18 protein-coding genes, 6 tRNA genes and 1 rRNA gene are annotated in these 21,139 nt (G+C 32.2%); 18 read left to right on the top strand and 7 right to left on the bottom strand.

Translation table 11 applies throughout. The features are described from left to right. The first annotated feature begins 4 nt into the window (after positions 1–4). From rrf to glmM, 11 genes are all read left to right on the top strand, one after another. A 5S ribosomal RNA gene (gene rrf / locus LPC11_RS03740) occupies positions 5–119 on the top strand. Positions 120–133: 14 nt separating this feature from the next. Further along, positions 134–208 (top strand) — tRNA-Asn (locus LPC11_RS03745). Position 209: 1 nt separating this feature from the next. Next, a tRNA-Glu gene (locus LPC11_RS03750) sits at positions 210–281 on the top strand. A gap of 6 nt (positions 282–287) precedes the next feature. Continuing rightward, positions 288–363: transfer RNA gene (locus tag LPC11_RS03755), tRNA-Val, on the top strand. 21 nt (positions 364–384) lie between these two features. Further along, positions 385–468, top strand: a tRNA-Tyr gene (locus LPC11_RS03760). A 6-nt stretch (positions 469–474) separates the two neighbouring features. Beyond that, positions 475–549, top strand: a tRNA-Gln gene (locus tag LPC11_RS03765). 3 nt (positions 550–552) lie between these two features. Further along, positions 553–625, top strand: a tRNA-Lys gene (locus LPC11_RS03770). A gap of 100 nt (positions 626–725) precedes the next feature. Beyond that, positions 726–1,631 carry an arginase gene (gene rocF, locus LPC11_RS03775; RefSeq protein ID WP_023373410.1) on the top strand — a complete coding sequence of 302 codons (906 nt, stop codon included), beginning with the start codon at positions 726–728 and terminating at the stop codon, positions 1,629–1,631. A 127-nt stretch (positions 1,632–1,758) separates the two neighbouring features. Continuing rightward, positions 1,759–2,565 (top strand): diadenylate cyclase CdaA, encoded by an 807-nt coding sequence (gene cdaA, locus LPC11_RS03780; RefSeq protein ID WP_002451707.1) that lies wholly within the window; start codon positions 1,759–1,761, stop codon positions 2,563–2,565. Between the two features lies 1 nt (position 2,566). Further along, positions 2,567–3,499, top strand: coding sequence for a CdaR family protein (locus LPC11_RS03785; RefSeq protein WP_023373408.1), 933 nt, complete (start codon positions 2,567–2,569; stop codon positions 3,497–3,499). Between the two features lie 27 nt (positions 3,500–3,526). Further along, positions 3,527–4,882, top strand: coding sequence for a phosphoglucosamine mutase (gene glmM / locus LPC11_RS03790; RefSeq protein ID WP_023373406.1), 1,356 nt, complete (start codon positions 3,527–3,529; stop codon positions 4,880–4,882). A gap of 91 nt (positions 4,883–4,973) precedes the next feature. On the opposite strand, the gene LPC11_RS03795 is transcribed toward glmM, so the two are convergent. From LPC11_RS03795 to LPC11_RS03810, 4 genes are read right to left on the bottom strand one after another with little or no spacing between them, the layout of a single operon-like run. Next, positions 4,974–6,086 carry a mannitol-1-phosphate 5-dehydrogenase gene (locus LPC11_RS03795; RefSeq protein WP_023373404.1) on the bottom strand — a complete coding sequence of 371 codons (1,113 nt, stop codon included), beginning with the start codon at positions 6,084–6,086 and terminating at the stop codon, positions 4,974–4,976. Further along, positions 6,086–6,520, bottom strand: a complete 435-nt coding sequence (locus tag LPC11_RS03800; RefSeq protein WP_231307356.1) for a PTS mannitol transporter subunit IIA — start codon at positions 6,518–6,520, stop codon at positions 6,086–6,088. The genes LPC11_RS03795 and LPC11_RS03800 overlap by 1 nt, the downstream gene beginning before the upstream one ends. Positions 6,521–6,534: 14 nt before the next feature. Then, positions 6,535–8,562: a BglG family transcription antiterminator gene (locus LPC11_RS03805; RefSeq protein WP_023373402.1), complete on the bottom strand. Its 2,028-nt coding sequence runs from the start codon at positions 8,560–8,562 to the stop codon at positions 6,535–6,537. Positions 8,563–8,594: 32 nt separating this feature from the next. Next, on the bottom strand, positions 8,595–10,142 hold the full coding sequence (locus tag LPC11_RS03810) for a PTS mannitol transporter subunit IIBC (protein ID WP_023373400.1): 1,548 nt from the start codon (positions 10,140–10,142) through the stop codon (positions 8,595–8,597). Between the two features lie 687 nt (positions 10,143–10,829). Here LPC11_RS03810 and glmS point away from each other — a divergent pair. Further along, entirely contained in the window at positions 10,830–12,635 is a 1,806-nt protein-coding gene (gene glmS, locus LPC11_RS03815) for a glutamine--fructose-6-phosphate transaminase (isomerizing) (protein WP_231307357.1), read from the top strand. A 146-nt stretch (positions 12,636–12,781) separates the two neighbouring features. Next, the gene (locus tag LPC11_RS03820; RefSeq protein WP_023373396.1) at positions 12,782–13,639 is read left to right on the top strand and encodes an HAD family hydrolase; all 858 of its coding nucleotides are present in this window, start codon (positions 12,782–12,784) and stop codon (positions 13,637–13,639) included. Positions 13,640–13,720: 81 nt separating this feature from the next. On the opposite strand, the gene LPC11_RS03825 is transcribed toward LPC11_RS03820, so the two are convergent. Continuing rightward, complete coding sequence (locus LPC11_RS03825) at positions 13,721–14,920, bottom strand: lytic transglycosylase (RefSeq protein ID WP_041613633.1); 1,200 nt, start codon at positions 14,918–14,920, stop codon at positions 13,721–13,723. A gap of 132 nt (positions 14,921–15,052) precedes the next feature. On the opposite strand from LPC11_RS03825, the gene LPC11_RS03830 reads away from it, so the two are divergent. After that, complete coding sequence (locus LPC11_RS03830; RefSeq protein ID WP_231307358.1) at positions 15,053–15,784, top strand: metallophosphoesterase family protein; 732 nt, start codon at positions 15,053–15,055, stop codon at positions 15,782–15,784. A gap of 45 nt (positions 15,785–15,829) precedes the next feature. On the opposite strand, the gene czrB is transcribed toward LPC11_RS03830, so the two are convergent. Both czrB and LPC11_RS03840 read right to left on the bottom strand, forming a co-directional pair. Further along, positions 15,830–16,780 (bottom strand): CDF family zinc efflux transporter CzrB, encoded by a 951-nt coding sequence (gene czrB, locus LPC11_RS03835; protein ID WP_023373390.1) that lies wholly within the window; start codon positions 16,778–16,780, stop codon positions 15,830–15,832. A gap of 1 nt (position 16,781) precedes the next feature. Beyond that, on the bottom strand, positions 16,782–17,105 hold the full coding sequence (locus LPC11_RS03840) for an ArsR/SmtB family transcription factor (protein WP_002467218.1): 324 nt from the start codon (positions 17,103–17,105) through the stop codon (positions 16,782–16,784). 143 nt (positions 17,106–17,248) lie between these two features. On the opposite strand from LPC11_RS03840, the gene LPC11_RS03845 reads away from it, so the two are divergent. The 4 genes from LPC11_RS03845 (at position 17,249) to LPC11_RS03860 (ending at position 21,088) form a co-directional block, all read left to right on the top strand. Next, the gene (locus tag LPC11_RS03845) at positions 17,249–17,902 is read left to right on the top strand and encodes an SDR family oxidoreductase (RefSeq protein ID WP_023373388.1); all 654 of its coding nucleotides are present in this window, start codon (positions 17,249–17,251) and stop codon (positions 17,900–17,902) included. A gap of 384 nt (positions 17,903–18,286) precedes the next feature. Beyond that, entirely contained in the window at positions 18,287–19,225 is a 939-nt protein-coding gene (locus tag LPC11_RS03850; RefSeq protein WP_023373386.1) for a type I phosphomannose isomerase catalytic subunit, read from the top strand. A gap of 35 nt (positions 19,226–19,260) precedes the next feature. Next, on the top strand, positions 19,261–19,491 hold the full coding sequence (locus tag LPC11_RS03855) for a hypothetical protein (protein WP_023373384.1): 231 nt from the start codon (positions 19,261–19,263) through the stop codon (positions 19,489–19,491). Positions 19,492–19,711: 220 nt separating this feature from the next. Then, positions 19,712–21,088, top strand: coding sequence for an EVE domain-containing protein (locus tag LPC11_RS03860; RefSeq protein ID WP_107566474.1), 1,377 nt, complete (start codon positions 19,712–19,714; stop codon positions 21,086–21,088). Positions 21,089–21,139 lie beyond the last annotated feature (51 nt).

Consider the following 21,139-nt stretch of genomic DNA (forward strand, 5'->3'; position numbering starts at 1 on the left):
TTTGTCTGGTGACAATGGCAAGGAGGTCACACCTGTTCCCATGCCGAACACAGAAGTTAAGCTCCTTAGCGCCGATGGTAGTCGGACTAACGTTCCGCTAGAGTAGGACGTTGCCAGGCAAATATATAATTATTCCACAGTAGCTCAGTGGTAGAGCTATCGGCTGTTAACCGATCGGTCGTAGGTTCGAGTCCTACCTGTGGAGCCATGGCTCCTTGGTCAAGCGGTTAAGACACCGCCCTTTCACGGCGGTAACACGGGTTCGAGTCCCGTAGGAGTCATTTAATGGAGAATTAGCTCAGCTGGGAGAGCATCTGCCTTACAAGCAGAGGGTCGGCGGTTCGAACCCGTCATTCTCCACCATTGATTTTAATTTAATATGCTGGAGGGGTAGCGAAGTGGCTAAACGCGGCGGACTGTAAATCCGCTCCTTCGGGTTCGGCAGTTCGAATCTGCCCCCCTCCACCATCTTAATGGGCTATAGCCAAGCGGTAAGGCAACGGACTTTGACTCCGTCACGCGCTGGTTCGAATCCAGCTAGCCCAGCCATAAGAGCCATTAGCTCAGTTGGTAGAGCATCTGACTTTTAATCAGAGGGTCAGAGGTTCGAATCCTCTATGGCTCACTCTTAACATCTTTCTTCGGGAAGATGTTTTTTTGTATTGTTTTATGTAAGCGAATACATTATTCTATAAATAACACGATAAAAAGAGGTGGATATATAAATGAAAAATATAGATATTATTGGGGTGCCTTCGACATTTGGACAAAGAAAATTAGGAGTGAATTTAGGTCCAGATGCTATAAGATATGCAGGATTACAAGATAGACTCGAAAATATAGGTATTAACGTTCAAGATAAAGGAAATATAGACGTACCAGCTATAGATTTGAAAAAGTTTAATTCTGAGCAACAAGGCTTGAGAAATTATGATGAAATTATTAATGTCTCAAAGACGCTAAGTCAAAAAGTAGATCAGACGATAATAAATGATAGATTCCCATTGGTTTTAGGCGGTGATCATTCTATAGCAGTGGGGTCAATATCTGGTATTTGTAAACACTATGAAAATCTTGGTGTGATTTGGTATGATGCTCATGGTGACTTGAATATACCAGAAGAGTCACCTTCAGGTAATATTCACGGCATGCCATTAAGAATATTGTTAGGTGAAGGTCCAAGTGATCTTGTTAATTTAAATGACATTCAACCAAAACTTAAACCTGAAAATATTGTTTTAATAGGTATGAGAGATTTAGATAAAGGTGAACGTGAGTATATCAAAGCACAAAATATTAAAACTTATACAATGGCAGATATAGATAAACTTGGTATTGAAACAGTTATTAATGATTCATTAAGTTATTTGAAATCAAGAAATGTTGATGGATTACATTTATCCCTAGATGTAGATGCCTTAGATCCAACTGAAACACCGGGAACAGGTACAAGAGTATTAGGTGGATTGAGCTATAGGGAAAGCCATTTTGCTTTAGAATTACTTCATGAAAGTAATATGATTACATCTATGGATTTAGTTGAAGTAAATCCATTAATTGATTTACATAATAGTACCGCTGAACAAGCAGTTTCATTACTTGGAACGTTCTTCGGAGAAACATTATTATAAAATAATTATTGCAACTTGCATGTGTTTTGACATGCAAGTTTTTTTCATTTTTCTTACCGTTCATATGACACGTGTTCTAATGATTGATATAATGAATGATATGGAAAATGTTATCGGAGGAGATGTTATGGATTTTTCCAATTTTTTTCAAAATTTTAGTACATTGAAAGTCATAACTAGTGTCCTCGATTTATTGATTGTATGGTATGTCCTTTACCTACTTATTACAGTTTTTAAAGGAACTAAAGCAATACAATTATTAAAAGGTATTGTTGTTATAGTAATCGGTCAACAAATCAGTAAAATGCTAAATTTGACTGCGACTTCTAAATTGTTCGATATCGTAATTCAGTGGGGTGTACTTGCTTTAATAGTTATTTTCCAACCTGAAATTCGAAGAGCGTTAGAACAATTAGGTAGAGGAAGTTTCTTGAAACGTTATACAAATGCCTATACTAAAGATGAAGAGAAGTTAATCCAATCTGTATCTAAAGCGGTTCAGTATATGGCTAAACGTCGTATAGGTGCGTTAATAGTGTTTGAGAAAGAAACAGGCTTGCAAGATTATATAGAAACTGGTATTCCTATGGATTCTAAAATTTCTCAAGAGCTATTAACAAATGTATTTATACCTAATACACCTTTACATGATGGAGCTATGATTATTCAAGGGACTAAGATAGCAGCAGCCGCTAGTTATTTACCTTTATCAGATAGTGTTAAAATTTCTAAAAGTCTAGGTACTAGACACAGAGCAGCAGTAGGTATTTCTGAAGTATCAGATGCCTTTACAGTCATTGTTTCAGAAGAGACAGGTGATGTTTCAGTTACATTTGATGGTAAATTAAGAAGAGATATTTCAAATGAAGTGTTTGAAGAATTACTAGCTGAGCATTGGTTTGGCACACACTTTCAAAAGAAAGGTGTGAATTAATATGTTAGAGAGCAAGTGGGGGTTAAGATTCGTTGCATTAATTTTAGCGATTTTCTTCTTCTTATCTGTGAATAATGTTTTTGGTAACATATTTAATTCAGATGATATTTCACAGAAATCAACAAAGACAATTCAAGACGTTCCAGTGGAAGTGGTTTATAATCATAAAGATTTACACGCAACACATGTTCCAGATACTGTAGATGTAAACATTTCAGGTCCACAATCTAAATTATTAAAAATTGAAAGTCCAGATGACTTGAAAGTAGTTGTTGATTTGTCTGGAGAAAAAGCTGGTAAGTATCATGAAAAATTCCAAGTTAAAGGAATAAGTAATGGTATTAATTACAATGTAAAACCTAAAGCAGCTAATATTACATTAGAAAAGAAAACTACAAAGACGATGCATGTACAACCGGATGTAAGTCAAAGCGATATTTCAAATGAATATAAAATAGATAAACAACAAATTTCACCAGAAACAGTTAAAGTAACAGGTGGAGAAGAGCAATTGAATCAAATTGCTTACTTAAAAGCAACATATAAAAATGCTAGTAAGATTAGCAAAGATACTAAAGATGTTGCAGAAGTTAATGCTTATGATAAAGATTTAAATAAATTAAACGTATCAATTAACCCAGGACAAGTCGATTTGAAAGTATCTGTTAAGCCTTTTAGTAAAAAGGTAAAAGTGAATACTAAGACTACTGGAAATTTAGATGATAATAAAAAAGTTGATAATATTAAATTAGATGATGATGAAGTAGAGATTTATGGTAGTAGAGAAGACTTACAGGGTATAGATAGTATTACAGCTGAAGTTGATTTAGATCATATTTCAGAATCAACTGAAAAGACAGTGACATTTGATTTGCCTAAAAATGTAAGTAAGGTTAAACCTGAAGAAACAAAGGCTTATATTACGGTTAAATAATTGAAAGAAATAAAAGGAGAGTAAAGCATGGGAAAATATTTTGGTACAGACGGTGTCAGAGGTGTCGCAAACGAAGAGTTAACGCCAGAACTAGCATTTAAATTAGGTAGATATGGTGGTTACGTATTAGCGCATAATAAAGGTGAAAAAAATCCTAGAGTACTTGTAGGAAGAGATACGAGAGTCTCTGGGGAAATGTTAGAATCAGCATTAATTGCAGGGTTAATTTCTATTGGTGCAGAAGTTATGCGCTTAGGTATTATTTCTACTCCAGGTGTAGCATACTTAACTAGAGAAATGGACGCAGGATTAGGTGTGATGATTTCAGCATCACATAACCCAGTTGCTGATAACGGTATTAAATTCTTTGGTTCAGATGGATTTAAACTATCTGACGATCAAGAAGAAGAAATAGAAGCATTATTAGATCAAGATGATCCAAGTCTTCCAAGACCCGTTGGTACTGATATCGTTCATTACTCAGATTATTTTGAAGGTGCGCAAAAATATTTAAGTTATTTAAAATCAACAGTAGACGTGAATTTAGAAGGTATGAAAATAGTATTAGATGGTGCAAATGGTTCTACATCATCTTTAGCGCCATTCCTATTCGGTGATTTAGAAGCGGATACTGAAACAGTTGGATGTAGTCCTGATGGCTATAATATCAATGAAAAATGTGGTTCTACACATCCTCAAGCACTTGCTGAAAAAGTGCTTGAAACTGGTGCAGATTTTGGATTAGCATTTGATGGTGACGGCGATAGAATTATTGCAGTAGATGAAAAAGGACAAATTGTTGATGGCGACCAAATTATGTTTATCATTGGACAAGAAATGCATAAAAACCAAGAGTTAAATAATAATATGATTGTTTCAACAGTAATGAGTAATTTAGGTTTTTATAAAGCATTAGAGAATGAGGGCATCCAATCTAATAAAACAAAAGTCGGTGACCGTTATGTGGTTGAAGAAATGAGACGTGGTAATTATAATCTTGGTGGTGAACAATCAGGTCACATTGTTTTAATGGATTATAATACTACGGGTGATGGATTATTAACAGGTGTGCAATTAGCAGCTATCGTTAAAATGTCAGGTAAATCACTAAGTGAATTAGCTTCACAAATGAAGACTTATCCTCAATCATTAATCAATGTGAGAGTAACTGATAAATATCGTGTTGAAGAAAATATTGATGTTAAAGAAGTAATGACTAAAGTTGAAGTTGAAATGAATGGTGAAGGTAGAATTTTAGTACGTCCTTCAGGTACAGAACCATTAGTACGTGTGATGGTAGAAGCATCAACTGATGAAGATGCACAAAGATTTGCACAACAAATTGCAGATGTAGTCGAAGACAAAATGGGTTTAGATAAATAAATGATAAAAGCAAATGTCACATGTAAAAGTGGTATTTGCTTTTATATTACAAAAGAACCAGAAACTTTAGTTTCTGGTTCTTTATAATACCTTATTTTGCTACTAGTTCATTATATTCTTTTTCAATTTCTTCAGCTAATGGACCTTCAACTTTAGCATATGTTTGTAAGAAGGCTTTAACACCATGTTCTTGAATATAATTATTTTTCTCTACTGTTTCTTGATCAGCTTTGTCATCATATTTTAGAAGTAGGGCAGCTGCTTTAACTAAGCCATCTCTTTCTAAATTATGTTCATATAAATAATTTAATGGTTTAATAATACGATCTTTAGGTCCAATTTTACGTAGTGTTCCGCGACCTACACGAGTAACTTCATCAGAAAGATGAGGGTTATTGAAACGTTCGATAATTTTTTCTACGTATTGTGATTGTTCAGTTTTAGTGAAATCAAATTCGCGTGTAATATAGTCGCTTGTTTCAGCTAATACACGTCTTAAACCTGCTTCAATCGTACTATCTTGAACGGCATCTAATACTGTTGCTTTATTATCATTGTAACCAGCATATGCTAAAAATGCATGGCCAGTATTTACTGTTAATAATTTTCTTTCAATATAAGGTGTTAAATCATCAACGTATTTAATATGATCTAATTCCTGTCCATACCAAGCGTCTTTTTCTACTACCCATTCGAAGAAAGGTTCTACCATAACATCTAAAATATTTTCATTTTTTTGTAATGGTACGATTCTATCAACTGCAGAGTTTGCAAAGTGAATATGATCGCCAAGAGGGCCAGTTATATCTAAGATAGCTTTTTTAAGTGTGTCTGTTGCCATAATTGCATTTTCACAAGCAACGATATTAACATGATTCTCTTTTTCTTTTAAGTATGGTGCAAATGATTTAGCAATAATTGGTAAAATATTAACACCAACAGCAGTTGTAATTAAATCAGCTTCTAAAATCGCTTGTTTTAATTCATCAGACGGTTTAGCTGAGTTAATTGCATCAACGTTGTTAACACGAGTCGTTGTTTTAGACTCATCTGCTAAAATAACATCGTATTCATGCTCTTTTTGTAAAGCATTAATAATTTCTTCATTTACATCTGCAAATGTAACTTTAATATTATTATCTGCTAAGATATAACCAATAAATCCACGACCGATATTACCGGCACCAAAATGTACTGCTTTCATTATGCATCAGCCTCCTCAAAGACTTGTTTAATTTCGTCAGCAGATTTAGCATTGATAATACGTTCTACATTTTCTTCTTCACTGAAAGTAATCGCGATTTTAGATAATAGGTCTAAATGTTCTCCGTCTTTACCAGCGATACCAACAACGACTTTAACTTCCTCGCCGTTCCAATCTACACCTTCAGGAATTTGTAATAAGCTTAAACCTGATTGGATAACGTTACTTTTGGCTTCTTCAGTACCGTGTGGGATAGCTAAACCATTGCCCATAAATGTAGATACAACATCTTCACGATCTTTCATTGCTTGGATGTAGTTTTCTGTAACAGCACCACTATCTACTAATGCTTGTCCTGCTTTTTCGATTGCTTCGTTTTGACTACCTACTGATACATTGATAAAAATATTTTCGTTACTGAATAATTCACTCATTGATTAATACACTCCTAAATTAATTGTTGTTTTATTTGTTTTAAAAATTGTTTTTCTAGTATGGTTTTAAATTCCTGTGGATTTTGCATAAAATTATCTAAGTTTTCCAAATGATCGCTAAGTGTTTCTGATATTGTACTAACTAGTTTTGTCATAATTGCATTTTCTGGAATAAACATACTTAACATATATTTTATTGAATGATTGTCATTTTGAACATTATTCAACTCTATTGGTTCGTCCAAGATAGTGATGAGAATACAAGGTTGTTTAAACATAGCATCTTTCATATGTGGAATCGCAATAGGGTAAGGATGTAATATCCAACTGGGATTTTCCTCTAACCGTTGTTGTAATTGTTCAGCGAATGACTGGCCATCTTCAATGATATGTTGACTCATTAAGTAATCAGCTAAATGTTGTTTCCAATTTTCAACTGATTTATATTCTATTTTCACTGAATCAACTAATTTTAAACCTGCACGCATAGTTTCTAAAATATCTTCTGTAGATGTTGATAAAGTCTCTGTTTCCTTATGTGTTATCAAATGTTGTGTTTCTTTGGTATTTAAAAATGATGCCACATAACCGATATCTGAATCAGGAAGTAGGGGATTCACTGTTAAAAATGGTCTATCGATATCTAAATTAACTGTAGATATAATGCCATCATAACTAGATAAATCTAATACATTTAAATCACTTACAGATGCTTGGGTAATTCGTTCAATTTCACTAAACACTTGTTCGAGTCGTGTAGCTAATAGACGACTTGTCCCAATACCGCTACTACAAACAACTAGAATATTTAAAAATTGATGTCCTTGATTTTTGATAGATCCACCAAAATGAAGCACGATAAAGGCGACTTCACTTTCTGGAAATATCAAATCTGGCCAAACCAGACGTAACGCCTTACTCACATTATCAAATAGTCTTGGATATTTGTACTTGATCATATCGGTTAACGGATTATAAGTTTCAATATTTGATTCTAAGCGATTGATAGCCGGATTAATATGCAATGATAAACCATTGATTAATGTATCTTTATCATCAAAGTATTGTCCTGAAATCTCTTCTACTGTTTGTACAAAAGATTTAATTTTTTGTTCACTTTTCTTATCTTCAAATAAAGTATCTTTAGTATCTTTACGTTTTGAACCGCGCAAATGAATGGTAATAAATGTGATTTCAGCTTGATTAAATTGAACATCATATAGATGTTCTAGATGTTTTGCGATTTCACTAGCAATTTCATGTTCAAATGTATCTTTTACAGATTCGTAAATATCATCATTAAGTGATACATATTCATTGTTTTGCATTCTAGTAATACTTAAAACGATATGAACAGTTAATGTTAAATAGCTAGATTCTGTCAATGAATAGGGAAGTTGTCCTAAATAATCCATTAAAATTCTCTCAACTTTAAATATTCGATCTAAATCCACAAGTGATTGCTGAGATTGATGTAATGATTGGTAAACAAAGTGGTTTTCGATAACTGAATACACACTTGTACTATTTAAGTTATTCACCATTAATTGACTTAAGAACTCTCTTTTTTTAGATTCAGTGCCGTTTAAAATAACACCTTCGCCACGTTTACGTGTCAATGATAATTGATATAACGCTAAGTCTTGTTCTAAGTCATCTAACAGTTTTGTTAATGACTGAATAGATACGCCAATTTCTTGAGCAAGGCTATATTGTTTAACAGCATGTTTAGACTGAATAAGAGCATATAGAATAATAACTTTTTGCTCTTCAACGGATAAATCGAGCGTTTGCTGTTGGGTCATTTCAAGTTTCAATGCTTGAATATCTTGATTAAGTCCCTTTAAACGTATTCCTTTTTTGTTTACACGTTCTAATTCTATAGAGAATGTAGCAATATAAGATTCCACATGTTTTAATTCTCTATGAATAGTACGAGAGGACACTGCCAGTTGTTGAGCAATGTCGTAAATAGTGACATATTGACCGTGATACTTGATTAATAGTTCTATAATCTCTTTTTCACGTGTACTCAATAACATGGCGGTATCCTCCATTTAATATTTATTTAAAATTATTGTTCTTCTTTTTTAAGGTTATTTAATAACTCTTCATATCTAGGTGAATTTAAGAAATTATCAACTGAAATATGAATTGCATTTGGTACTTGTTTGATGGCACGATCAGTTAATGTTTTTTGAGTGATAACTAATTGGGCATCGTTAGGTAATTGGTTAATAGCTGTATTTGTAACATTTACATCAGAAATACCGGCTTTTTTAAATTTATTACGTAACATACTAGCACCCATTGCACTAGAACCCATACCCGCATCACAAGCAAAGATAACATGGTTAACGTTACTGTAATCATGAGCATCTACATCTTCAGTATTATAGTTATCTAATAATTGATCAGCGTCGTCTTCGCTATTATTAGATTCTTCTGTTGATGTAGCACCTGCAGTAGCACCAGTTGTACTAGCTTGTTGATTATTTTCTTTACTGCTTAATTTTGAAGATACACTTGATTTTTTACCTTTAGTAGCTTCCATTTGAGCAGTAGCTGCTTCTAAATCTTGTTTTGGTTCTTTTGTGAACTTAAGAATAATTGCTGAAACTGCGAATGATACTAATGTTGCTAATACAACACCTAATAACATGTGAAGGAATTCTCCTCTAGGTGCGTTAATACAATATACTATGAATGATCCTGGAGATGCAGGACTTTTGAATCCGAACCCAGTAGCTTGGTATGTTGCAACACCTGTCATACCACCCAAAATAACTGAGATGAATAACATAGGTCTCATTAATACATATGGGAAGTAAATTTCATGAATACCACCTAAGAAGTGGATGATTCCTGCACCATAAGATGTTGCTTTTGCAGTACCTTTACCAAAGATCATGTATGCAAGTAACACACCAAAACCTGGTCCAGGGTTTGATTCGATTGCGTATAAAATAGATTGACCTGCTGTAGCAGCTTGGTCTGCACCAAGTGGTGTAAATACACCATGGTTAATAGCGTTATTTAAGAATACGATTTTAGCTGGCTCAACAATAATACTTACGATTGGTAATAAGTGAGCGTGTACTAAAGCTTCAACTGCAACAGATAAAATGTGCATGATGAATTTCATAATTGGAGCTAAAATTTCAAAACTTAGAATAGTCATGATGAAACCTAAGATACCTGCTGAGAAATTATTGAATAACATCTCGAAACCTTGTGGTGTTCTTGGTTGAACGATTTCATCTGTTTTCTTCATTAACCAACCAACTAATGGTCCCATAATCATTGCGCCTAATAGCATTGGTGTATCTGGTAATGCAACGATAACCCCCATAGTTGCAGTTGCAGCGATAATACCACCACGTAATCCATGGATTAAACGACCACCACTAAATGCAATTAATAATGGAATTAGGAATTTAATCATTGGATCAGCTAATTGAGCTAAATCTTTATTTGGTAACCAACCATTGTCGATAAAAATTGCAGCGATAAATCCCCAAGCGATGAATGCACCAATATTTGGCATAATCATACTACTAAGGAACGAACCGAATGCTTGAACTTTACGGCCGAAACCTTTTTTCTCTTGTGTTTGTGCCATTTCTACACCTCTTTTAAATTAGTATTTTGACTATATATATTGTATATCTAAGAAAGTCATTACTACAATAAGAACAAAATTCGAATTTGTCATATAAAACGTGACAACAATAATTCTATTATATATAGGTAAAGAGAATGTAAATATACAGTTTGTTAACAATTAATTTCATATGCAATTTACGCTAGGAGTTTTTTACAAAAAGCTTGTGAAAATATTTGCAATTGACTATTTTGTCATTGTACAATAGGTTTTAATGGGAAGGAGGATAGAAGATAAATATTACAAAGCGCCTGTGCAAGTTGTTGTTATAATGCAATAATTAAGGATTTAATTTGAATGTTGAAATTCTTATAGCTTATATACACATCTTGTAGACGAGGAGGATAGTGATCGAAAAGATCGGCGGATGCTATCCCGGATGTGGCTCATTCGTTAGCTTATTAAGTAAAACAGTAGGGCAACCTATTGGACAAAGTTAATAAGATCGCCAATAAATATTATATAAAATGAAAGACGTTAGAATTTTAAGTGTGATAAAATATCACGCTTATTTTCAAGTGGGGTCAGATTCTTTTTTGTTCACTTGTAGTACCGAAATAATAATGATAGAAGATTACTAAACTAAATTATGGGTAATAAATCATTGTTACTAACGTTATTTCAATAATTGGAGGAAATATAAATATGTGCGGAATAGTAGGATATATTGGCTACGATAATGCCAAAGAATTATTATTAAAAGGATTAGAAAAATTAGAATATAGAGGTTATGATTCAGCAGGTGTAGCTGTTGCAAATGAATCAGGAACTAAAGTATTTAAAGAAAAAGGACGTATCGCAGAATTACGAAAAGTAGCTGATAGTAGCGATATTGATGGTACTGTTGGAATCGGTCACACTCGTTGGGCAACTCACGGTATTCCAAATTACGAAAACTCACATCCACATCAATCTACAACTGGACGTTTTACACTAGTACATAATGGTGTAATTGAAAACTATGAAGAATTAAGAAGTGAATACTTAAGCGATGTTACGTTTGTTTCTGAGACAGATACAGAAGTTATTGTTCAATTAGTTGAATATTTCTCTAAACAAGGTTTCGAAACAGAAGATGCATTTACAAAAGTAGTATCATTATTACATGGCTCTTATGCGTTAGGTTTATTAGATGAAGAAGATAAAGATACAATGTTTGTTGCTAAAAACAAATCACCACTATTAATTGGTGTTGGCGATGGCTTTAACGTTATTGCTTCTGATGCTCTAGCAATGTTACAAGTAACAAATGAATATAAAGAAATTCACGACCATGAAATCGTTATTGTGAAACGTGATGAAGTGATTATTAAAGATGCTAATGGTCAAGTACAAGAACGTGAAACGTACACTGCTGAAATTGATGCTTCTGATGCAGAAAAAGGTGTTTATGATCACTACATGTTAAAAGAAATTCATGAGCAACCAGCAGTAATGCGTCGTATTATTCAAGAATACCAAGATGATGAAGGTAACTTGAAAATTGATGAAGATATTATCAATGACGTTTCACAAGCTGATCGCATCTATATTATTGCTGCAGGTACTAGTTATCATGCAGGTTTAGTAGGTAAAGAATTCTTAGAAAAATGGTCTGGTGTTCCAACAGAAGTACATGTGGCATCTGAGTTTGTATACAACATGCCATTATTATCTGAAAAACCATTATTCATTTATATTTCACAATCTGGTGAAACTGCAGACAGCCGTGCAGTATTAGTTGAAACTAAGAAATTAGGTCATAAAGCATTAACGATTACGAATGTACCTGGTTCTACATTATCTCGTGAAGCAGACCATACATTATTATTACATGCTGGTCCAGAAATTGCTGTAGCTTCTACAAAAGCTTATACAGCACAAATTGCAGTATTATCTAACTTAGCTCAAATCGTCGCAAAAACGCATGGTCGTGAAGCGGATATTGATTTATTAAGAGAATTAGCGAAAGTGACTACTGCAATCGAAACAATCGTAGACGATGCACCAGTAATGGAAGAAATTGCTACTGATTTCCTTGAAACTACTAGAAACGCATTCTTTATTGGTCGTACAATTGATTATAATGTCAGCCAAGAAGGTGCATTAAAACTTAAAGAAATTTCATATATTCAAGCAGAAGGATTTGCTGGTGGGGAATTAAAACACGGCACAATTGCATTGATTGAAGATCGTACACCAGTAATAGCTTTAGCAACACAAGATAATGTGAACTTATCAATCCGTGGTAATGTTAAAGAAGTTGCAGCACGTGGTGCAAGCACATGTATTATTTCTATGGAAGGTTTAGATAAAGAAGATGACACTTACGTGATTCCTCATGTACATGAATTATTAACACCATTAGTTTCTGTAGTAGCATTACAATTGATTTCTTATTATGCTGCTTTACACAGAGACCTTGATGTTGATAAACCACGTAATTTAGCTAAATCAGTAACAGTGGAATAATCATTTAAATAAATTAAAATATTTATAAGCATTCTTGATAGCCTCTTTTTAGTTAATATTAACTGAGAAGAGGTTATTTTTATTGCACTTTTATTCAATTAATGACAAAATTTTAAGTAATATATCATAACGTTATGGAGGAAAATATGGACAACATTAAAGCGATATTTTTAGATATGGATGGTACGATTTTACATGAAGATAACAGAGCATCAGAATATACAAGAGATGTCATTAATGCTTTAAGAAAGAATGATTATAAAGTGTTTTTAGCAACAGGACGTTCATATTCTGAAATTCACCAACTCGTTCCTGAAGGTTTTTCAGTAGACGGTATTATTAGCTCAAATGGTACAACAGGGGAAGTATATGATGAAAATATATTTAAGCATAGTATGTCTCTTAAATCTGTTAATCGTATAGTGTCATTAGCACAACAACAAAACATATACTATGAAGTATTTCCATTTGGTGAACAACGACTTGTATTAAAAGAAGATGAGCAATGGATGAGAAATATGATTAGCGGTGGCGATACACCACCTAATAATGTAGGTCAAAGTGAATGGGCCTCAAGACAAGAAGCACTCAAAGATAAAATTCAATGGGTAGATACTTTACCAGATAAAGACTATTCAAAAATATATTTATTTGATACAAACTTAGATAAAATAACTAATTTCAGAGATGAATTAAAGCAAAATAAAGTGTCTCTTAATATTAGTGTTTCTAACTCTTCACGTTATAATGCTGAAACAATGGCTTATAACACTGATAAAGGCACTGGTATTAAGGAAATGATTGAATACTTTAACATTAAACAAGAAGAAACACTTGTTATGGGTGATAGTGATAATGATAGAGCTATGTTTGAATTTGGACATTATACAGTGGCAATGAAAAATGCACGAACTGAGATTAAAGCATTGACGAATGATGTGACAGAATTTACAAATGAAGAAGACGGTGCAGCTAAATATTTGAAAAAACATTTATTAGATTAAATTAGGATAGCAATTCGATAAATACAAAAGACGACGTTCAAAGGTTTAAAACCAATGAACGCCGTCTTTTATTATTATAGATTATTTGTTATTAGGATTGTTTTTATCAATTGTATCTTTTGCTGTTTTTTCTAAATCATCTTTTTTTGATGTTGCTGTATTTGATAAATCTTCTTTATGTTGAGTAGCTTTATCGTTTAAGTCTTTTTTAGAATCTTGAGCATCAGATTGTGTTGAATCTTTTAAATTACTTGTATGATCATTAACATTGTCTCTAGTTTTATCTTGTAATTGACTAGATTGTGTTGATTTTGCTTTAGCATCTTTATTATTTATAGCTTTATTTTTTTTGTCTTTTTTACCTTTTTTAGAATCAGTAGTTACTTTTTCGCCTCTTAGTACGAAATATTGAACGATTCCCATTAATAAAGCATAGTAAATAAATAGTGTTACTAAAATAACAATAATTTGTAAAATAACTAATAACACTTGTGCAACTGTTTGTGACATACTACCAGTTGCCATTTGTACAAGAGTCACTAATACACGTGTGATGATAGTAATTAATAAATTAATTAATAAAATGCCAATGAAGAATTTTAACCATGTTTTATGGCCATTTTTAATTGCTTTAAATCCTTCTTTGAAAAGTTTAATTGGTCCTTGTGTTGGGTTTTCTGTGTATGCTGCTGTGTAATTAATGATTAACACAAAGAAAAACCAATAAAAGATTGAAGTAATGAATCCAACAATTAAAGTTACACCAATTTGGAATGCTAGGTAAGCAGGCATTGGATTATCCATGCCACTAATAGGTCCTTGAATAGCATTTACTAATGGTGATATTACAAGGCCAAGCAATTTATTTACTAAAAATAAAATGAATCCCATTATGATAAATAATGCTACAGTGATTAATGCTAGTAATACACTTTTACCATAATTACCTTTTTTAAATGAGATAAATAAATCTGAGAATTTAACTTTTTCTTTTCTAATTGCTTTTGAAATAACATTAATCGCACCTGCAATTAATTGATAACCTAAAAAGATAAACAATAAAATAACGACTAATGCAAGTCCAATAATCGGTGTAAGTAATGGTCCGACTGGTTGACCGAATTGCATCATCATTTGCAATTGCATGATTTGTTGACCAATCATAGCCATTGCCACTCTACCGATTAAAAAGATGACGATAAAGCTTACTAATGTAAATAGTATTGCTTTAAGATTCTGAGGTTTAGCATTCTTAAATGCTAAGTTGTAATATTTAAACAAATTTTAAGCACTCCTTTTCGTTAATATAAATACAATATCAAAAATTTGGACTTTTTCAAATTAATATCTAACATAATAGGGTATTAAGTGTTAAAATATTCTAATGAATTGATAATGAAAGGAGATATCATCATGAAATTTGCAATTATTACTGACGTGCATGGTAACTTTGATGCATTAGAAACTGTATTGGATGATATTGATAATAGAGACGATATTGATAAAATTTATAATCTTGGTGACAACATTGGAATTGGTCACGAGACAAATAAAGTATTAGATCATATATTTGATCGAGACGATATGGAAATGATTGCAGGGAATCATGATGAAGCTATTATGTCTGTTGTTAATGGCACTCCTTATCCAGATGATTTAAAAGATAAGTTTTATGAACACCATCAATGGATTGCTGGCCATTTAGATGAAGAATATTATGAAGAACTCAATCAATTACCACGTTATATTGAAAAAACTATTTGTGGTAAAAAAGTATTATTTATACATTATGAAATAGAGAATGAAAAATTGTTGTCTTCAATAGATGAACAACCATTTAGTCCAATTGTTAAAGATGATGAAAATGAAATGACACAATTATTTGCTGACAAAGATGCTGATTTAATCATATTTGGTCATAACCATCGTTTGCATATGTTTGATGACAAAAATAAAATGTATTTCAATCCGGGTGCTGTCGGATTAAACAACGGATCACATGCTGTATATGGTATAGTAACAATTACTGACACAGACATTTCATTAGAAAGAGTTAAATTAGCATACGATAATGAAGAATTTTTAGAAGGATTTGAAGCTAAACAGGTACCTGCAAAAGAACTTATATTTGAAAAATTCATGTAATTAAAAAGTTGCCCCATCAAAATAATGATGGGGCAACTTTTTATATTAATGATGATGAACGCCAGTACAAAGTGTTGTTTCGTCATGATCATGATTTACTGTTTCTAATTGAATTGTCATGTGTTGAATATTTAAGTGTAATAAATCATGTTCGATACGTTTAAGTAATTGTTCACACTCTTTGACAGTTAAAGTCTCTGGTACGACGGCATGACAACTTAATGCATTCATATCATTAGATATCGTCCAAACATGATAATCATGTACGCTTTGGATTTCAAAGTTTTTCGTTAAAGTTTGAATTACGGCATCTATATCAACATCTGTTGGTGTGCCTTCCATTAATATATTTAAAGATGATTTAGCAATACCATAAGCACTTTTTAAGATAATAACAGAAACTAAAATACTTGCTATTGGATCAGCAATCGTCCAACCCAATGTCCAAATTAAAATTGCAGCGATAATTGCACCTATAGAACCCAATAAGTCACCAATTACATGTAAGAATGCACCGCGCATATTTAAATTATGTGAAGTATCGCCACCTTTGAACATTAAAAGTGCAATGACAACATTGACAATTAAACCTAAGGTACTGATGACAAACATTTCTTTTGATTGAACTTCTGCTGGCGTGAAAAAGCGTTTAACAGCTTCAATAACGATTAAAATACTAATAACAAATAGTGTAACACCGTTAAAAAGTGCAGCTAAGACTTCAAATCGTTTATAACCATAGGTCTTTGATACTGTTGCATGTTTTTCAGCATAGATAAATGCAATGAGCGCTACTAGTAGTGATAGGGCATCACTGAACATATGGAAGCCGTCAGAAAGTAGGGCCAGACTATTGGCTAAAAAACCGCCAATAATTTCTACTAACATGAATAAGCCTATAATAATAAATGAGATTAATAAGATTTTTTTGTTGTTTGTATGTACATGCCCGTGTGCGTGTGAATGTGCATGATCATGATGATGATGTGTTGACATATTATTTTTCACCTTCTATGGGGTGGCTCGCATGATGAATTGCTTGTTTTAACAAAGTAGATACATGTTGGTCATCTAAAGAATAAATCATACTTTGACCCTGACGTTTTGATTTCACAAGATTTACAGATTTTAAAAGTTTTAGTTGATGAGAGACATTAGACTGGGTTAACGATAATGAATGAGAAATGTGACCAACACTTGCTTCACCTGACGCTAATAATTCCATGATTCTAATGCGATTAATATCACTTAAAGCTTTGAAAATATCTGTCACTCGTTCTAAAGTTTGTTGATTAGACATGTCTATATTCTTTTCAGTCATACGAACACCTCTTAATATATGAATATGTATTCATATATTAATATAATCTAGTACGTATTTTTAGTCAACAGAGATGCGGGTGTTTAAATTATGATAAAAAAGGTAAAAATAATGATATAAGTTTTTAAGGAGGACGTTTTTATATGAGTATTTTGATTATAGGCGCTAATGGTGGCGTAGGCTCTAAGTTAGTTGATCAATTAAAAGATGATAATGTTGATTTTACTGCAGGTGTGAGAAAAGATGAACAAGTTAAAGCATTAGAAGATAAAGATATTAAAGCTTTAAACATTGATGTTGAAAAAGAAAGTATTGAAGAATTAAAGAATAAGTTTAAATCATTTGATAAAGTCATTTTCTCAGTAGGTTCTGGTGGTAGTACTGGAGCTGATAAAACAATATATGTAGATTTAGATGGCGCAGTAAAAACGATTAAAGCGAGTGAAGAAGCGGATATTAAGCATTATGTAATGGTTTCAACGTACGATTCAAGAAGAGAAGCATTTGACCAAAGTGGTGACTTAAAACCTTATACAATTGCTAAACACTATGCGGATGATTATTTAAGACATTCTAATTTAAATTATACAATTGTACATCCAGGTGGTCTTACAGATGATAAAGGTACGGGTCAAATAAAAGCTGACTTATATTTTGATAATTATGCGTCAATACCACGTGAAGATGTAGCTAGTGTGTTAAAACATGTAGTAACTTCAGATAAATTTAGCAAACAAGAATTTCAAATTTTAACTGGTAATGAAGCCATTAAAGATGCATTAAAATCTTACGAATAATGAAGTAGAAAATATAAAGATATACAAATATATAGGGCGAGCAAATCACTGCTTGGCCTATATATTTTTTATACTTTTTAACCTCAAACAATGAAATATACTGTTACTATTCATTTGTATTAGAAATTGATATAATGACGAAGATCACCTTAAATTTAATAAGAAAGTATAATTAAAGGTAATGAATGACGTGAATATCGATTGAAAATAGTCAAAAATCATCTTAACCATAAAAATATGAATTGTGATACAATCACATATAGTGAGTTAAAAATATGAATTGTTGATGTAAACATTAATAATGAAATACATAGTATACGAATCGTTGATTGAGCATTGGTCAATGATATTTACATAAACATCAAGAGTAATGGAGGTGTAGACATGCCACTGTTTTTAAAACCTATTTTTCATGAGAAAATGTGGGGTGGTAATAAATTAGAAACCTTTGGATACCAACTACCCAATCAACAAATTGGAGAATGTTGGGGAATCTCAGCTCACCCTAATGGTAAAAATATAATTAAGAATGGTCCTTATGCAGGTCAAACGTTAGATCAAGTATGGGCAGAACATCGAGAATTATTCGGTGAGTTTCCAAGTAAGGATTTTCCATTGCTCGCTAAAATTGTTGATGCAGAATCCCCGTTATCTATTCATGTTCATCCTGATGATTCTTATGCATATGAAAATGAGAATGGTCAATACGGAAAATCAGAATGCTGGTACGTGATAGATGCAGAGGAAGGATCTGAAATTATATTAGGTACAACTGCAGATTCAAAAGAGACATTTAAAAAGCATCTAGATGAAGGTACTGTCGAAGATATATTAAGAAAAGTAAATGTAAAGACGGGCGAATTTTACTTTGTACCGGCTGGAACAATTCATAGTATCGGTGCTGGTATTGTTGCATATGAAGTTATGCAGTCTTCGGATATTTCATATCGTGTTTATGATTATCAACGCGATAATCATAACGGGGAGGCAAGAGAACTTAATATTAATAAAGCATTAGATGTTATGGCATTTAATAATGATTTACCTAATATTGTTCCAGAAAAAGAGATTATAGAAAGCCATCAATGCACACATATTGTTTCTAACGACTTCTTCACTATAGTTAAATGGGAAATTTCAGGAACATTAAATTATATGAAACCACGTGAGTTTTGTTTAGTGTCTGTAATAGATGGTGAAGGGAAATTAATTACAGACGGTGATATTTTTGATATTCAAAAAGGAAGCCATTTTGTCTTGACTTCAGAAGATTTAGATAATGTATTTGAAGGTGACTTTTCTTTAATAATTAGTTATATCTAGAGTAATTTATTGATTAAATAAAGGATGTTCAAATTATGAAACAGTTTTTATATATTTCATTACTATGTGGCGTTATTGCAGGTGCAGGTGTATTTCTAAATATGCCACATTATCCTTCATTGATGATTCCTAGGCTAGTCGCTATTATAGGCGTTCTTAGTGCAGGTATTACGTTTCGAGATAAAGAAAGCAGTGCCATGTTATCTTTAGGTGGCGTGATGATTAATTTGTTGCCACTACTAGGTTCATTCGTACCTTCTCATTAAATTTGAAAAAAATATCTTTATTAAAATAATAACGAAATATAATTTATATAAATAGACTAATGCGGATTTTAGTATTAGTCTATTTTTTAATTATTTAAGTCCTGAATGATTGCTTTTTAATAAAATATTAGAAAAATAGTTGTAGTAGCAATGGTGTGTTAGATATAATAAGGTAATTACAATAACTTATTTTACATATAATAAGGTGAGGAGATTCGTGATGACAGAAGAAATCAATTACTTTTGGTTAAATTGTGGTTATAACAGATGGAATCATAATGAACCTTTAGTAGGTCAAACGACGTTATTTGAATCAGGTGCACAATTTAATCCTACTCAAGGATTTAGAGCATTTAAAAAGGCAAAAGCCGGCGACCAAGTCATCTTTTATCAAGTACAAACAGATACTGGATTGTTAGGTTTTGGAGAAATACTAAGTGTTCAAGCAGGTGCACAAAACAAAATTAGAGTTGAATTTAAATTTAATGAAACGTTAAATCCTTTAACAACGGATTATTTAAAACGTAGTGAAGCATTAGATTTTAGAATGAGTAATATGAAAGAAACACTATTTAATCAAATTAGAAAAGAAGAATTTGATCTTATCGTTCAACTTGGTAAAGGTGAAACAAAAATTCCGCGTTATTTCTTTCTGTCAGAAACAGAAGATTTTGAACCGGGAAAAAACTACACAATATATACACATACCTACAATGGTATTAAACGTAATGGCTATCACTTTTATACACAATTAGAGGTTGGAGATAATGTAATTATTTACAATAAATATCAAAATCAATCTGTAATTGGTGTTGGTGAAGTAACTAGACATATCCATGAAAAGCCACCTATTCCTGGCAGAACCAATAGCACAGCTATTGAAATTATGTTTGGTAAACACATTACGCCAATATCACTTGGTCATTTGAATAAGCATCCGAAGCTTAAAAACTTATATTTCTTACAAGAAAATGCTAAGCAAGCTATAGCAAGTATGTCACAAGTTCAATATGATGCTATTTTAGAAATGAGCGACAATAACGGAATTAAAAATCCATTTGAAACAGTGGAGAAATCCCATTTACTAGAAGAGCAACACCAAGAAACAACAATTAAGCCTTTTATTTTGCTAGTTGTAGATAAAAAAGAAGAAGGTTTAAAAGCTGCAAATGATTTGCTACAAAAGACAAATGCTAATCCAATCATTACATCTGGACATCCAGATTTTAGTGAAGATATGTTATATGGTAAGTATCTACCTAACGAAAGTGGTGCGTTATATTATCGTGAAGGTTTTATCACTCAAAATATGCCTAAAAAAGATAAAAGTTATCTTGTAATAGACAACTTTAATAGAATAGATCCTGATATATTCCAAACTTATATCAACGTACTTGAAGGTTATGAAGTGACATTACCGAGATATAACAAAGAAGGTAATATGATTAAGTGGTCAAAAGAAAAAGACTCATTTTATCATTTTAATCCTAACTGGCACATCATTGGTGTTACTTACGACTCATTAGAAGAAATTCAACAAAAATATTCTCAACAATTTTTAAAATATACTAGAATAGTAAAAGTTAACCAAGACTAATCTTAAGTTGATTTTATGAAGTAATCATTTAGTATCCTATGGCTTTATAGG

It is taken from the genome of Staphylococcus sp. HL28 (genome assembly GCF_021117155.1).
In the GTDB taxonomy this organism is placed as follows: Bacteria; Bacillota; Bacilli; order Staphylococcales; family Staphylococcaceae; genus Staphylococcus; species Staphylococcus warneri.